Raw genomic sequence first — 15,646 nt, 5'->3', positions numbered from 1 at the left:
CTCATTCACAGCCGTTTGTTCGTATCGCTAAATATCAATTCGTAGGTGAGCTGAGAGCTGCACTGTTATAAATGATAGGGAGTGACTTGCTCCACTCCATACTTTCTGTAAGAAAGGTTGAACAATTGAGGCCTGTTTTCCATCTTGTTTACCGATAATACTTTTGAAGGATTAATTTCATAAACTTTCTTAGTTTTATCCAGTGAGTGCACTCTCGGGAAAAGATGAATTAGCTGTAGTCGTATCAGTTAAGATCCATATTAAAAAAATCAGCATACACGATAGTAACAATACTAGCCTTTTAAAAAAACAACTCTTTACAATAATAAAGGCTGGGTTTTAATCCAGCCTCAGTATAGCGCGGAGATTCATAAGCGCTATTAGTATATTTTTGTATTCTTTGGTTTAACGGATTTATTAACAGATGTGATTCCTGTGAAAAGTACCTCTTAGATTTGATTCCATTTTTTAGAATTTAAGATTTACATCTAGCAGTTATGAATACTGATTGTGGAATTTGTTGTGATAACAGTAGTTATCGGTCCGATTGTTGTTGTGATCATTGCTTCTACCGTATCACCTTTACCATCTGCTTCATGTGCTAATTTTTGCAGTTCCAAGACTTCATTCATCCTCTCACCTCCTATTTCGAATTTAAGGCATTCATTCTGCAATCATGTTCAGCGGAATCCCCATGTTGTTGAATTTTGTTCTTTCCAGAAATTCATCTGAATTTACCAAAGGCATCCAGTAAACGGGGTTTTCTTTGACAATCCCCATTAGTGCTAATATTATACCTGAGCTTCCTGTATAAATATCATCGGCTAATCTATACGAAAATTGTCCTGGGTATACATAATATCCATTCTTCTCAATTAAGAATATATTAAGTAAATTTAGAATTTCGCTGATCATTTTCTTGCGCTGCTCAACGCACTTCACCATGGGAGGAAGTAATAGGAAGCTGCCTGCTCCATCAAATAGGCCTCCACTGATTGTGGAAATTGTCTTTGATAATTGTAAAATAGCATCCATCTCTTCTCTATAAAGATCTTGTCCACTCACATGATTTAAGTACCATATAGATAGTGCAATTCCAATAGATCCGCCTGAAAGGTATGGTAATAGGCGATTTCTTTTGTCCAAAGTTTGTAATACACCCGTCGCATTATCTTTTTGGGTTTTTTCCAGATCTTCTTGGATCAATGACTCCGCCTGATTCAAATATTTCTGATCATAGGTAACTGAATAAAGTGCAGAATAGAACAGAGATACACCAGATAATCCATCAATTGCGCCTATCTCCACTGCCATCCAATCATTAAATTTTAACGATCCAGCCTTGACTCTATTAATTTCAATTAATTCTTCTATCTCTTTAGCAAATTGCAAATGTTCACTATTACCAGTTTCAAGATATAAACTAATCACGAACAATCCAATTCCTGAAAGACCTGACCGTAAAGAAATGTTTGATTGATGAATATTGTCTCTAAGAAGTTTTAATTCATATAATACCGTTTCTTTGCAGCCTTTATCATAAAGTAAAGCCCAAGTTCCTGTTTTCCCTGTTAATAATCCATTGTCTTCAATTTGTGATACATTCTCTAATAAATAATTTTCTATCCAATTATCTATTTCAATCGTGCTGATGTTATTTTTATGTAGAGTAAAGGCCGCGCCGCTTCCTCCAGTTAAGAAGTTATATTTCCCATCAATCATCTCAAATTGTCGGATGTCACCATTAATGAGCCTTTCATCACTTGTTAAGTTATCTTGAACGCCACATATTAACTTACTTAAGATAGAATTTACGTTGAGGTCAATTGTCCGATCATTCAAATCAATATCTTTAGGGCTATACTTTTGGTAAGCATTGATTCTTTGATCACATTTATCCTGCATATCTAAAATGAAATTATAAAAGGGAGCTTCATAATTTTCTCTAATCCAACTGAGATGGTTATATTGAAGATATCCTTCTAAATCCTCTGAGGTCAAGACAGGAAGAGCTAAATTCCTGGAGAGCCTTTTTAAAGCAAACCAATCTCGTGCACCACTAACCTTCATCTCCCGAGATACAAATCCAAGTGTGCCCATACTCATCTTTTCTTCAGAATGTACAGGAGCAGCGGTTTCAAAATCAATGATACTAACGGTCAGATCCTCAGCTAGCATTATATTCGCTGGTTGCAAATCACCCATAGCTACACCATGACTATGCAATTCGTCTATTATGGCGAATATCTGCAGCAATATCTTCTTAACGTGATTCGCGTGGTTTCTCAGATCATCCTTATTACCGAAATAGGGGAATTTTTGCGCAAGCCATTTCCTTAAATCTTGTCCTTCAATAAATTCCTCAACTAAAAAATAATGCTCCCATTCCTTAAAATAATCGATTATATTGACAACGCCAGATACATCTTTAAGCTTGCTCAGAGCATCATACTCTTTTTTTTGCCTTGTTAATGCGTCCTGAGCAACCCCATCTAAACCAGCATTTGGTCTGGCTTCCTTAATAATAACCTTCAAATCATCCTTTTTTCGAGTAGCGAGATACACTCCGCCAGCGTTACTATAGCTGATTGCTGCTTCAATCTTATACCTTGCTAAATTTTCAGTCTTCATATCTCCTGAATTATTAATAGAATTGAGATAATCGTCGAAATCCTTCACAAAGTCAGGAACATGATAAAAGGGAGTCCTTTGATCCTCAATTAAATTACCTTTCTTATCCCTGATACAATGTTGACCGGATTCATTGAGTATACGTCTAAATCCTCCATACCTATAAAATACATTGCTGGTTTTCCATCTCTTATCACTAAGAATATAAGGTCCTTTCTTAAAGTCTTGAGTAGCTAAGGAAAGTGTTTCTAACAATTCAAGGAATACTTCATTGCTCCTAGGATAGATTGTTATAAACTTACCGGAAGAAGCGCGATTCGCATTTTTTGAATTCAGTTCAAAGAAGCTTTGTCTATCCTTTAAATGCTTGAAATCAATATTAATCTCTATGCATATCCGTGCAACCTTCTTTAGAACATCCTGACATTCCTCTAATAATGCTGTTATGTGAATTTTCCAACCTTGATCTGGTATATTTTCCCCTTTGAAGTGGTAATACTTCCATACAGAATCAATTTCTGTTTTCAATGTATATGTATCTGGAACTTCATCTAGTTCATAGGTATATGCCTTGTCACTAATCTCCATCTTCCCATAATATTCGGACATCGGTTTCAAATACTTATGATATAACATGTTACCTTGCATTAAGGTATACCTCCGTTTTGATACTTCAAAGATATCCGGACCAAACTAAAATTGCGCTTCGAAGTTCATGAGATGATGAAGAGCAGCAAGTACATCTTGTTGTGAAAGGAATTAATGAGGCACTCATGGTGAAGGATTTATCGACAACAAAAACCAAATTTTAAAACGTGTCGTTCTTATTTCATATTATACAATATATTATTATTTATTTAAATATTTTCCATCATCTTTCTAAATAAAATATTTAAATGAACAGGTATGGTTGATAAAACTTATTTCTCTTTCACAACTAATAGCGATCTTGCTTCGTCCGAAAAATGCAAGTATAAGGCATCTATAAGAACTTCATCAGTTCGATTTTCAAGTGTGGGCAGACCTCCAATAAAATCATTTCCATCATCTAGTCGAGACTTTTAAAATTTCACAATAGTACCCTGAACCCCATAGCAATTTTATGTTCATACGACCTAATTGAATCAGGTACTAAAACCAAATCAGGACCACCCGTCCAACGGGTGGTTTGCTCTTGGGGTATAACCCCCTGTTGCCAAACTGCGCCTAAAGACGCTAGCCTGACAGCAGGGCTGTTCAGGCTCAGTGTAATTTGTCTCTTTCACTTACCAGTAAACTGGTTTTACTTCTTTTTGCTTCGATTACTGCTGAATGGATCTTCGTATTCTTTTACACTCAGCTTATCTACCGCCTGATCATGTGCTTCTTGCTCACGAATATACTTTCTTACGGTTGCTTCATTTAGACCCACTGTGCTCACATAGTACCCTTCGGCCCAAAATTTTCGATTTCCGTATTTATACTTAAGCTGGGCATGTTTTTCGAAGATCTTGAGCGAACTTTTTCCCTTTAGATATCCCATAAACGTGGAGACCGCAATTTTTGGAGGGATGGCTACTAACATATGGACATGATCGGGCATCATGTGACCTTCTATGATTTCGACTCCTTTGTACTTGCACAAACGTTTAAAGATTTCGATTAAATCTCTTCTCACTTGATTATAGATTTCTTTCCGTCTATACTTCGGGGTGAACACAATGTGGTACTTACACATCCACTTTGTGTGAGCTAGGCTGTAGCTCTTGGTTGCCATGAATGACCATTCCTTTCTTTTTGAGCCTGAACATCTCAATTGTATTGGAATGGTCATAATGGTCAAACCCTTCATCCCTCCACCCGCATAGCGGGTGGTTTTTTGTTTCGCGCGTTTCACGCACTCAACTGGCTAAAGCCATAATAAAAAAGAGTTCATTAGAGATAGTCTCTAATGAACTCTTTTATTAATACCGGCGAGAGGACTCGAACCTCCACGGTTTCCCACTCGATTTTGAGTCGAGCGCGTCTGCCATTCCGCCACGCCGGCTTATTTTGCTGTGTGCATATACTAAAAATATGCTGGAGGCGCCACCCAGATTCGAACTGGGGATAAAGCTTTTGCAGAGCTGTGCCTTACCACTTGGCTATGGCGCCTTATTATGGAGCGGACGACGGGAATCGAACCCGCGACCCTCGCCTTGGCAAGGCGATGCTCTACCGCTGAGCCACGTCCGCGTAATGGCTGGGGATATAGGATTTGAACCTATGCATGACGGAGTCAAAGTCCGTTGCCTTACCGCTTGGCTAATCCCCATTAGATAACAAAGGGGCGATCGAGGGGAATTGAACCCCCGAATGCCGGATCCACAAACCGGTGCGTTAACCACTTCGCCACGATCGCCATATAGAATACATTCATTAAATTATAATTGGCAGGGGCAGCAGGAATTGAACCCACACCAACGGTTTTGGAGACCGTTGTTCTACCTTTAAACTATGCCCCTAAAAACTGGTGGAGGATGATGGATTCGAACCACCGAACCCGTACGGGAGCAGATTTACAGTCTGATGCGTTTGGCCACTTCGCTAATCCTCCAGGATTACATGGTGCCGGCGAGAGGACTTGAACCCCCAACCTACTGATTACAAGTCAGTTGCTCTACCAGTTGAGCTACACCGGCATATTAAGTTTTCTATAAAGGTGGCTCGGGACGGAATCGAACCGCCGACACGAGGATTTTCAGTCCTCTGCTCTACCGACTGAGCTACCGAGCCGCAATAAAGTTAAAGCTTGAGTTGCTACACCTTATCTAGGGCATCAGTGCCATACAGCAGATCTAGTGAACAGCTTCCCTCATGTTAAATCTTAAATGGCGGAACCGACGGGATTCGAACCCGCGATCTCCTGCGTGACAGGCAGGCATGTTAGGCCAACTACACCACGGTTCCAGATCACTTTCGGTTAGGAAAGTTAAATTGCGGGGGCAGGATTTGAACCTGCGGCCTTCGGGTTATGAGCCCGACGAGCTACCGGGCTGCTCCACCCCGCGTCATTATAAATATTATATGGTGGAGGCTGAGGGGATCGAACCCCCGACCCTCTGCTTGTAAGGCAGATGCTCTCCCAGCTGAGCTAAGCCTCCGAATAACACATTTATGATCTTACCACAAACCTGATATTAAAATCAAGTCTTTTTTTGATGAGATGCTTCTCTCATCTCAAGCTTTAGTTATTAAGATAACTATGACCCGTAGGGGATTCGAACCCCTGTTACCTCCGTGAAAGGGAGGTGTCTTAACCCCTTGACCAACGGGCCTTGCTAAAAAGATTGTGGCGGAGAGAGAGGGATTCGAACCCTCGAGACGCTTGTGACGCCTACACGATTTCCAATCGTGCTCCTTCGGCCAGCTCGGACACCTCTCCATGGCTCCCCGAACAGGACTCGAACCTGTGACAACTCGATTAACAGTCGAGTGCTCTACCAACTGAGCTATCAGGGAATATGTTTCAGAGTGTTGTTCTCTGAAAACTAGATTCGAAACGAAACTCACGCGACTCAAAACCTGCTATTGGATAAGCCCTCGACCGATTAGTACTGGTCAGCTCCATGCATTGCTGCACTTCCACCCCCAGCCTATCTACCTCGTCGTCTTCAAGGGGTCTTACATACTGGGAAATCTCATCTTGAGGGGGGCTTCACGCTTAGATGCTTTCAGCGCTTATCCCGTCCGTACATAGCTACCCAGCGGTGCTCCTGGCGGAACAACTGGTACACCAGCGGTACGTCCATCCCGGTCCTCTCGTACTAAGGACAGCTCCTCTCAAATTTCCTACGCCCACGACAGATAGGGACCGAACTGTCTCACGACGTTCTGAACCCAGCTCGCGTACCGCTTTAATGGGCGAACAGCCCAACCCTTGGGACCTACTTCAGCCCCAGGATGCGATGAGCCGACATCGAGGTGCCAAACCTCCCCGTCGATGTGGACTCTTGGGGGAGATAAGCCTGTTATCCCCAGGGTAGCTTTTATCCGTTGAGCGATGGCCCTTCCATGCGGTACCACCGGATCACTAAGCCCGACTTTCGTCCCTGCTCGACTTGTAGGTCTCGCAGTCAAGCTCCCTTATGCCTTTGCACTCTTCGAATGATTTCCAACCATTCTGAGGGAACCTTTGGGCGCCTCCGTTACTCTTTAGGAGGCGACCGCCCCAGTCAAACTGCCCACCTGACACTGTCCCCGTACCCGCTAAGGGCACCAGGTTAGAACCTAGATACGATCAGGGTGGTATCCCAACGGTGCCTCCACACAAGCTGGCGCTCATGCTTCAAAGGCTCCCACCTATCCTGTACAGATCGTACCCAAATTCAATATCAAGCTGCAGTAAAGCTCCATGGGGTCTTTCCGTCTTGTCGCGGGTAACCTGCATCTTCACAGGTATTAAAATTTCACCGGATCTCTCGTTGAGACAGCGCCCAAGTCGTTACGCCATTCGTGCGGGTCAGAATTTACCTGACAAGGAATTTCGCTACCTTAGGACCGTTATAGTTACGGCCGCCGTTTACTGGGGCTTCGGTTCACAGCTTCGGATTGCTCCTAACCACTCCCCTTAACCTTCCAGCACCGGGCAGGCGTCAGCCCGTATACTTCGCCTTACGGCTTCGCACAGACCTGTGTTTTTGCTAAACAGTCGCTTGGGCCTTTTCACTGCGGCCCCCTCGTGCTATTCACACTACCGGGGCACCCCTTCTCCCGAAGTTACGGGGTCATTTTGCCGAGTTCCTTAACGAGAGTTCTTCCGCGCGCCTTAGAATTCTCTTCTCGCCTACCTGTGTCGGTTTGCGGTACGGGCACCTTCATCTGGCTAGAGGCTTTTCTTGGCAGTGTGAGATCATGACCTTCGCTACTGTAATTTTCACTCCCCATCACAGCTCAGCCTTACGATGTGCGGATTTGCCTACACATCAGCCTCACTGCTTGGACAGGCATCCATCAGCCTGCGTCACTACCCTACTGCGTCCCCCCATCGCTCGTAACGATTTACGGTGGTACAGGAATTTCGACCTGTTGTCCTTCGACTACGCCTTTCGGCCTCGCCTTAGGTCCCGACTTACCCTGAGCGGACGAGCCTTCCTCAGGAACCCTTAGGCTTTCGGCGGATCAGATTCTCACTGATCTTTTCGTTACTCATACCGGCATTCTCACTTGTATAATGTCCAGCGCTCCTTACGGTACACCTTCAACCCTTATACAACGCTCCCCTACCCCTGATGCAAGCATCAAGCCATAGCTTCGGTGGTGTGTTTAGCCCCGTTACATTTTCGGCGCAGAGTCACTCGACCAGTGAGCTATTACGCACTCTTTCAATGATGGCTGCTTCTAAGCCAACATCCTGGTTGTCTGTGCAACTCCACATCCTTTCCCACTTAACACACACTTGGGGACCTTAGCTGATGGTCTGGGCTGTTTCCCTTTTGACAATGGATCTTAGCACTCACTGTCTGACTCCCGGAAGTAAGTCTATGGCATTCGGAGTTTGACTGAGCTTGGTAACCCTTGCGGGCCCCGCACCCAATCAGTGCTCTACCTCCACGACTCTGTTTTCCGAGGCTAGCCCTAAAGCTATTTCGGGGAGAACCAGCTATCTCCGAGTTCGATTGGAATTTCTCCGCTACCCCCACCTCATCCCCGCACTTTTCAACGTGCGTGGGTTCGGGCCTCCAGTGCGTGTTACCGCACCTTCACCCTGGACAGGGGTAGATCACCCGGTTTCGGGTCTACGTCCACGTACTTATTCGCCCTATTCAGACTCGCTTTCGCTGCGGCTCCGGCTCTTCACCTTAACCTTGCACGGGAACGTAACTCGCCGGTTCATTCTACAAAAGGCACGCCATCACCCTGTTGACGAACAAGTTCGCAACATAGGGCTCTGACTTTTTGTAAGCACACGGTTTCAGGTTCTATTTCACTCCCCTTCCGGGGTGCTTTTCACCTTTCCCTCACGGTACTGCTTCACTATCGGTCGCTAGGAAGTATTTAGCCTTGGCAGATGGTCCTGCCGGATTCATACGGGGTTTCACGTGCCCCGCACTACTCGGGATCCGTCTCGGAGAGAATCAACTTTCAATTACAGGGCTTTTACCTTCTTTGGCGGGCCTTTCCAGACCTCTTCGTTTAACTGACTCCTTTGTAACTCCATGTGAGACGTCCCACAACCCCAAAGAGCAAGCTCTTTGGTTTGGGCTTCTCCGCGTTCGCTCGCCGCTACTGACGGAATCACTATTGTTTTCTCTTCCTCAGGGTACTTAGATGTTTCAGTTCCCCTGGTATGCCTCTGCACAACCTATGTATTCAGTTGTGAGTAACTGGATATTACCCCAGCTGGGTTTCCCCATTCGGACATCCCCGGATCAAAGCTTGCTTACAGCTCCCCGAGGCAGTATCGTTGTTCGCCACGTCCTTCATCGGCTCCTAGCGCCTAGGCATCCTCCGTGTGCTCTTAGCAGCTTAACCAAGTCGCTCGTGTTCGAGCTGTCGCTTCCCTTGTTTTGAACTTCGTTCAAAGCCAAAAGTCGCTCCATTTCGATCACTCGCTCCAGCAATCTACCTTAAAAACACTTTCACTTGTTGACACAAGTTCAGCTCGGATGATTGTTGTTCGGTTACTTGAACCGAGCCAGCATTCATCCCTAAAAGGAATGTTCTAATTCGCGTTTGTTTCGTTTCGATATCTAGTTTTCAAAGAACAAATCGGTTTCTTCGGGCCGTTCACCATCGGTGTCCGTCGAAAAAACGAGATGATTGAGAGTTTGAGCTCTCAAAACTGAGCAACGAGTGAGCAACTAGCCGACCTGGCTAGATTTTAAATTTGAATGTCTTCATTGCAGAAGACGATTCTCCATAGAAAGGAGGTGATCCAGCCGCACCTTCCGATACGGCTACCTTGTTACGACTTCACCCCAATCATCTATCCCACCTTCGGCGGCTGGCTCCTTGCGGTTACCCCACCGACTTCGGGTGTTATAAACTCTCGTGGTGTGACGGGCGGTGTGTACAAGACCCGGGAACGTATTCACCGCGGCATGCTGATCCGCGATTACTAGCAATTCCGACTTCATGCAGGCGAGTTGCAGCCTGCAATCCGAACTGAGACCGGCTTTTTAGGATTGGTTCCACCTCGCGGCTTCACTGCCCGTTGTACCGGCCATTGTAGTACGTGTGTAGCCCAGGTCATAAGGGGCATGATGATTTGACGTCATCCCCACCTTCCTCCGGTTTGTCACCGGCAGTCACCTTAGAGTGCCCACCCGAAGTGCTGGCAACTAAGATCAAGGGTTGCGCTCGTTGCGGGACTTAACCCAACATCTCACGACACGAGCTGACGACAACCATGCACCACCTGTCTCAACTTTCCCCGAAGGGCACCTAACGCATCTCTGCCTCGTTAGTTGGATGTCAAGACCTGGTAAGGTTCTTCGCGTTGCTTCGAATTAAACCACATACTCCACTGCTTGTGCGGGTCCCCGTCAATTCCTTTGAGTTTCAGTCTTGCGACCGTACTCCCCAGGCGGAATGCTTAATGTGTTAACTTCGGCACCAAGGGTATCGAAACCCCTAACACCTAGCATTCATCGTTTACGGCGTGGACTACCAGGGTATCTAATCCTGTTTGCTCCCCACGCTTTCGCGCCTCAGCGTCAGTTACAGCCCAGAGAGTCGCCTTCGCCACTGGTGTTCCTCCACATCTCTACGCATTTCACCGCTACACGTGGAATTCCACTCTCCTCTTCTGCACTCAAGTCACGCAGTTTCCAGTGCGATCCGGGGTTGAGCCCCGGGATTAAACACCAGACTTACATGACCGCCTGCGCGCGCTTTACGCCCAATAATTCCGGACAACGCTTGCCCCCTACGTATTACCGCGGCTGCTGGCACGTAGTTAGCCGGGGCTTTCTTCTCAGGTACCGTCACCTTGAGAGCAGTTACTCTCCCAAGCGTTCTTCCCTGGCAACAGAGCTTTACGATCCGAAAACCTTCATCACTCACGCGGCATTGCTCCGTCAGGCTTTCGCCCATTGCGGAAGATTCCCTACTGCTGCCTCCCGTAGGAGTCTGGGCCGTGTCTCAGTCCCAGTGTGGCCGATCACCCTCTCAGGTCGGCTACGCATCGTCGCCTTGGTGAGCCGTTACCTCACCAACTAGCTAATGCGCCGCAGGCCCATCCCCAAGTGACAGATTGCTCCGCCTTTCCAGTTTCCTTCAGGCGAAGAAAACAAGTATTCGGTATTAGCTACCGTTTCCGGTAGTTGTCCCAAGCTTGAGGGCAGGTTGCCTACGTGTTACTCACCCGTCCGCCGCTAACCATCCGAGAAGCAAGCTTCTCTTCAAGTCCGCTCGACTTGCATGTATTAGGCATGCCGCCAGCGTTCGTCCTGAGCCAGGATCAAACTCTCCAATAAAGATGAATTTCGTCAGCGTGGTTAAACGCTGCGGAACCCATCGGGGTATTGAAAAGAGCGAATAGCTCATTTTGAATCTGACGAGATTAAAAATCTCATTTTCACTTTCGAAATCATACAGTCCGAAGACGTATACCGATTTCTCAGCGTCGATCTTGCAAGCAAGATCGTTACTCACTCGTTGTTCAGTTTTCAAAGATCAAACATGATTTGTTTACCTCTTCATTGTCTTACCGCGTTTCAGCGGCGACTTGAATAATGTAACACATTTCGTTTGTTTTCGTCAAGAACTTTTTTAAAAAATTCTTTTTTAAAACTTAATTTTCTTCATTCCGCATCCAAATGTGTTTTATCATTTTCACGAATCAACTCATTTGGGGAACGAAATATAATGTACCATATTACGATAACTAGAGTCAACACTAAATATATAAATTATTAAATAAACAAAAAAGGAAGGTTTCCCCTCCTTTATACACAGCTTCACATATTCGATCAATGGAGTGGTTCAGGTCTCCATCCAATAACGTATTTCCCGTCCTTCTCCTTCCAGAGAAGGCCAACCTGCTGATTCTTTTACAATAGAACGAAACACCAGCTTACGAAGAATCAAAGGCAGGTCATTACGAACAAACCTTAATTGAGGATGATGGACAAGCTCATTAATGCTCCATGGCTCTTTGCGACTTCTTATTACACGCAGCAGAAGCTCGGAGCATTCTCCCATTTTGGACATAACGGAAAATTCACAGGCAAGCAGTACCAGCTCAACACGCTGCTCCAACGTCTCCGAACTTACCGTCAGCTCCTGGTACAGTTTCCACAAAGCGCGATCCAACTGCTCAACATGAGTCCAGACGGCATGATCGGGATATATCCCCTGCTCAATAAGCACGATCCTTGCCCAATTTCCCAATGCCTCAAGTGCATCATAATAAGCGTCCACAACATGCCCCTGCTGTATATGGCGTTTTGCTTCAACGTACATTTTCAAAAAACGGGTAAACTCATGAAACAGCTTTTGTTCACGCAGCTCATTTCCGAATGAAGACAGTTCCTCCCGCAGATAACTAATCTCATGATCCGTTTCCCAGATGATCTCTCCTTCTATCAGACACTGCATGAGATTATAATGTTCTCCGGTAACTGCCGTCGTCTGCAGATCGGAACGGCTTGCATAGATCAACTGATAACGAAGATCCCCATATCTGTAGTGTTCGACGATTGACATAGGCTGATCTGTGTTATGCACAATTAGTACAAGCAAGTCAAAATCCTGAATCAGGGAGCCGTGGAATCGCTCTCCCGGGTGGGAATAAGCGATAGCCCCAACTGCCCCTGTCTCTTCCGACTGTTCAGACAAAAAAGCAAGGTTCTTTAATTCCACGATTCCCTCCATACAATTTATACAATTCATGGCAGAATGTCGCCAAGTCAGTTATAATGTAATTCTACATGAAGTACAGCGTTTCCTTCTTTTTCGGGTCCAATACTACTCATACGATAGGAGCATTTTTCATGATTTTTAAATCAGCTAAAATTAATGCTTTTCGCACTTGGGGATTACTGTTAACCATGTTAGGGATGGGTCTAATGATACTCGGGACGGCAGGAATTGTGTTCTGGGGACATGCCGGAAAGGTCATTGCTGCCATCGGCCTCGTAATTGGCCTTATTGCCATGCTTGGCAGTTTAATCATTTATTTCTGGGCTGGCATGCTTTCAACCAGTGCTGTACAGGTCGATTGTCCGGAATGCGGCAAGTTAACCAAAATGCTGGGTAAAACGGATCGCTGCATGTTTTGTCATACGATTCTGACGATGGATCCAAACAAAGCAAACACGATGAGTCAACCTTTGGAGGCATCTAGTCCACCCGCCGCAACTTCCAAGTAACTGCGCTTCACTCTGAAATCCCGTTTTTGTATTTCTTCCACTGTCCTGTTTTTCATCGACCCACAACTTGATGTCTGAACTTCCCTCCAGATCGGCTGCAGGGTATCCAGCAATGCACATGATGCGCAATTTACATCCTGTAAGCGTATCCGTTATCAATGCACACTGGCACAGCAGTTGTAACATAAAAAGCCCCGGTATCCACTACCGGGGCTTTTTCCATACTGCCAATGATGTGTATGATGAGTTCAAAAATTATTTAGAGTAACCTGCTTGTTTGAGTGTTTCCCATGCCGAGGCATTGGCAAAACTTCTGTTCCACGCAGCCACACCCCCGAGTCTTAACGAAGCAATAAGCTCCACCCGCGCTTGCAGGGATACCACATCTTCAATCCAGATCTTTTTGACGGCACCGTCTTCCTTGTACTCCACATAGTTTTGTCCGCTTGCCTGATCCAGTACAGGTTTCAGCTTCTTTTCCCGAATCAGTTCTTGAACGCTGTTCATACCTACTGCTTTGGAGGATACCTTGATCTCTCCCTGTTCATTCGCTTTCTCGGTCCAAATCCGTGTGTACAAAGGTACAGCCATAATCAGCTTGTCCGAAGGAACGTCATCTTCTTCTAGTATGCGCCGCATCGAAGACTCCGTCCAAGGGAGTGAGGCTACCGAGCCAGCTTTTGGACTGGCAGCCCAGTGCTCGTCATACGCCATCACCACGATATAATCGGCAAACGCGCCTAATCCGCGACGATCTAAAAAGGCAGACCACATTTCGCTATTCGATTTTGGCGTAACATCCACAGATAACATCAATCCATGAATACGGGCCATCGCCTTCATTTCACGTACAAACTGAGTCACATTCGGTCCATCTTCGGTATGCACATTCTCAAAATCGATATTTATACCGTCCAGCCGGAACGTTCCGGCATAGTCCAGCATCTGTTCAATGATGTGTGTACGCTTAGCGTAAGTAGATAGCGCCTCCTTGGTGATTTCCGGATCAAAACTGTTGTCCATTAACCCCCATACTTCCATTCCAGAACGATGGGCCCAGTTCACATAAGATGCATTCCCTTTGCTTTTCACTGTCCCATTCCCATCTGTAATATGGAACCATGTTGGGCTTACTACATTAACCCCAGGCATTTTCCCAATGGAACTTACGTCAGGCTGACGATTGTATACAGCTTCCCATACCAGATTCACAGGTTTGTTTTTCCACTTTTTCTCCGCCGCAGTGGGTGTAAACTTCGGTGTGTCCAGCGTCTTTTTCTCGCCCAGAACGAGATGATCATTATCTACATATCCGGCATATCCATTATCCATCTGCACAAAACTCTGATCTTTCCCCGTCTGCCATACCCTTACTCTTGTGTTCTGCTGCATATCTGTAAGTATAGGTGAAGACTCAGCTCCACGCTTATACAACGGGACGGTTTGATCTTCTTTCGATGACAAGGTATCTACAGCTGCGTATTGGATCGTGTCTCCACCCCGCATCAAAATAACGGCTCCTGTTGTTGGGTCCTCCTGAACGGCCAGCCCGTATACCTCCTTCAGCGGTTGAAGGGGAATATACGCTTCATTAGACTTTACCTCCGGCTTTACATTCAGCGGATAATCTCGATGATTCAGTTCAGCTTGGTTGCTGCCTTCTTTCATATGAAGCACGCGCTCCGGAGAAGCAATAATAATATCACCTGAATCCGGCTCATATCGTATGCCTGGATCAATCGTTTCCTGGAGTACTTTTACAGGCAGTTTAAGCTGCTCACCTTTACCTGAAGCTTCCTCATCCATAAGCTGTCCATCTACAAAAATAGGCTGATTTCTACCGAGCCAATCCGGGTCTTCATAGACTTTATTCAACCAAACGCTGGTAATCAGCCAATAAGCTCCGCCAGCCACGAGAAAGGCTCCAAGCAATCCCGGCCAAAATGAACGTCGTTTACGACGCGTATATATACTTTTTCTACCCAAACGACTACCTCCGTAAATTCCATTCATGATAGTAAGATCCCAAAACTATTGATTAACCATAAGGCCGCCTGCTTCCAATACCTTTATAAATAAAAAACGTGAAGAATCCATACTGAATTCCACACGTCAATATTGTAAATCATCTCTATTGGTTCCTGCAACTTTTGCACACACCATATACTTCCAATCGGTGACCATGTACTTCAAATCCCGTACTCGATTCTGCCTGAAGCTCAACACTCTTTAACGAAGGATAGCTGAAGTCTTCAATCTTGCCGCATTGATCACATATCACATGATAATGATCCGTGACATTGGCATCAAAACGGCTTGAATTATCTCCGTAGGTCAGTTCCCGGACCATACCTGCTTCCAGAAACATTTTCAGATTGTTATATACTGTCGCCACGCTCATACTTGGAAATTGGGGTTCAAGTGCCCGGTAAATCTCATCGGCTGTCGGATGCCCCATCGATTCCATCAGATAGTTTAATATGGCATGACGCTGGGGTGTAATACGGACACCGGTCGTTTTGAGCTGCTCCAACGCATGTTGGACACGTGTTGCCATAAAGCCCACCGCCTTACCTTTCTTTCTCTGCTTGAAAAAGGGATCTCTCCACCCTCCATACAGAGTGTTATTTCCGGCCGTTCACAACGAAACACGCTCTTTCACGTCATGTAACCTTGCCAGT

The 15,646-nt window shown here is 45.6% G+C and carries 7 protein-coding genes, 15 tRNA genes and 2 rRNA genes; 1 reads left to right on the top strand and 23 read right to left on the bottom strand.

What is annotated here, in order from left to right:
- Window positions 1-488: 488 nt before the first annotated feature.
- The 21 genes from ABXS70_RS01700 to ABXS70_RS01600 all read right to left on the bottom strand — a co-directional run bounded on the left by ABXS70_RS01700 (window position 489) and on the right by ABXS70_RS01600 (window position 12,456).
- Window positions 489-632: a class III lanthipeptide gene (locus ABXS70_RS01700; RefSeq protein WP_342552760.1), complete on the bottom strand. Its 144-nt coding sequence runs from the start codon at window positions 630-632 to the stop codon at window positions 489-491.
- Between the two features lie 31 nt (window positions 633-663).
- The gene (lanKC, locus tag ABXS70_RS01695; RefSeq protein ID WP_366293457.1) at window positions 664-3,279 is read right to left on the bottom strand and encodes a class III lanthionine synthetase LanKC; all 2,616 of its coding nucleotides are present in this window, start codon (window positions 3,277-3,279) and stop codon (window positions 664-666) included.
- Between the two features lie 634 nt (window positions 3,280-3,913).
- Window positions 3,914-4,387 carry an IS200/IS605 family transposase gene (tnpA, locus tag ABXS70_RS01690; protein ID WP_366293454.1) on the bottom strand — a complete coding sequence of 158 codons (474 nt, stop codon included), beginning with the start codon at window positions 4,385-4,387 and terminating at the stop codon, window positions 3,914-3,916.
- Between the two features lie 191 nt (window positions 4,388-4,578).
- Window positions 4,579-4,657, bottom strand: a tRNA-Leu gene (locus ABXS70_RS01685).
- Between the two features lie 33 nt (window positions 4,658-4,690).
- Window positions 4,691-4,764: transfer RNA gene (locus ABXS70_RS01680), tRNA-Cys, on the bottom strand.
- 6 nt (window positions 4,765-4,770) lie between these two features.
- Window positions 4,771-4,845 (bottom strand) — tRNA-Gly (locus ABXS70_RS01675).
- Between the two features lie 4 nt (window positions 4,846-4,849).
- Window positions 4,850-4,924, bottom strand: a tRNA-Gln gene (locus tag ABXS70_RS01670).
- A gap of 14 nt (window positions 4,925-4,938) precedes the next feature.
- Window positions 4,939-5,011: transfer RNA gene (locus ABXS70_RS01665), tRNA-His, on the bottom strand.
- A gap of 29 nt (window positions 5,012-5,040) precedes the next feature.
- Window positions 5,041-5,114: transfer RNA gene (locus tag ABXS70_RS01660), tRNA-Trp, on the bottom strand.
- 6 nt (window positions 5,115-5,120) lie between these two features.
- A tRNA-Tyr gene (locus ABXS70_RS01655) sits at window positions 5,121-5,206 on the bottom strand.
- A 9-nt stretch (window positions 5,207-5,215) separates the two neighbouring features.
- Window positions 5,216-5,291: transfer RNA gene (locus ABXS70_RS01650), tRNA-Thr, on the bottom strand.
- Between the two features lie 21 nt (window positions 5,292-5,312).
- Window positions 5,313-5,385: transfer RNA gene (locus tag ABXS70_RS01645), tRNA-Phe, on the bottom strand.
- Window positions 5,386-5,481: 96 nt separating this feature from the next.
- Window positions 5,482-5,559 (bottom strand) — tRNA-Asp (locus ABXS70_RS01640).
- Between the two features lie 27 nt (window positions 5,560-5,586).
- Window positions 5,587-5,660, bottom strand: a tRNA-Met gene (locus ABXS70_RS01635).
- 17 nt (window positions 5,661-5,677) lie between these two features.
- A tRNA-Val gene (locus tag ABXS70_RS01630) sits at window positions 5,678-5,753 on the bottom strand.
- Between the two features lie 102 nt (window positions 5,754-5,855).
- Window positions 5,856-5,927, bottom strand: a tRNA-Glu gene (locus ABXS70_RS01625).
- Between the two features lie 15 nt (window positions 5,928-5,942).
- Window positions 5,943-6,034, bottom strand: a tRNA-Ser gene (locus tag ABXS70_RS01620).
- A gap of 1 nt (window position 6,035) precedes the next feature.
- A tRNA-Asn gene (locus tag ABXS70_RS01615) sits at window positions 6,036-6,111 on the bottom strand.
- Window positions 6,112-6,180: 69 nt separating this feature from the next.
- Window positions 6,181-9,123 (bottom strand): 23S ribosomal RNA (locus tag ABXS70_RS01610).
- 391 nt (window positions 9,124-9,514) lie between these two features.
- Window positions 9,515-11,069: ribosomal RNA gene (locus ABXS70_RS01605) — 16S ribosomal RNA — on the bottom strand.
- The 16S and 23S rRNA genes sit together here with 15 tRNA genes alongside, the layout of an rRNA operon.
- Before the next feature lie 508 nt (window positions 11,070-11,577).
- Window positions 11,578-12,456, bottom strand: coding sequence for a nucleotidyltransferase-like protein (locus ABXS70_RS01600; RefSeq protein WP_342552762.1), 879 nt, complete (start codon window positions 12,454-12,456; stop codon window positions 11,578-11,580).
- A 131-nt stretch (window positions 12,457-12,587) separates the two neighbouring features.
- Between ABXS70_RS01600 and ABXS70_RS01595 the strand changes: the two genes are divergently transcribed.
- Window positions 12,588-12,965, top strand: coding sequence for a DUF2614 family zinc ribbon-containing protein (locus ABXS70_RS01595; RefSeq protein WP_342552763.1), 378 nt, complete (start codon window positions 12,588-12,590; stop codon window positions 12,963-12,965).
- Between the two features lie 255 nt (window positions 12,966-13,220).
- Here the strand turns inward: ABXS70_RS01595 and ABXS70_RS01590 are convergent, their stop codons facing one another.
- Window positions 13,221-14,951 carry a glycosyl hydrolase family 18 protein gene (locus ABXS70_RS01590; protein WP_342552764.1) on the bottom strand — a complete coding sequence of 577 codons (1,731 nt, stop codon included), beginning with the start codon at window positions 14,949-14,951 and terminating at the stop codon, window positions 13,221-13,223.
- 145 nt (window positions 14,952-15,096) lie between these two features.
- Window positions 15,097-15,522 carry a peroxide-responsive transcriptional repressor PerR gene (perR, locus tag ABXS70_RS01585; RefSeq protein ID WP_342552765.1) on the bottom strand — a complete coding sequence of 142 codons (426 nt, stop codon included), beginning with the start codon at window positions 15,520-15,522 and terminating at the stop codon, window positions 15,097-15,099.
- Window positions 15,523-15,646: the final 124 nt, after the last annotated feature.

It is taken from the genome of Paenibacillus sp. AN1007 (assembly GCF_040702995.1).
Taxonomy (GTDB): domain Bacteria; phylum Bacillota; class Bacilli; order Paenibacillales; family Paenibacillaceae; genus Paenibacillus.
The sequence above is the reverse complement of the archived record's forward strand: the minus strand, read 5'-3'. Positions and strand labels throughout refer to the sequence as shown.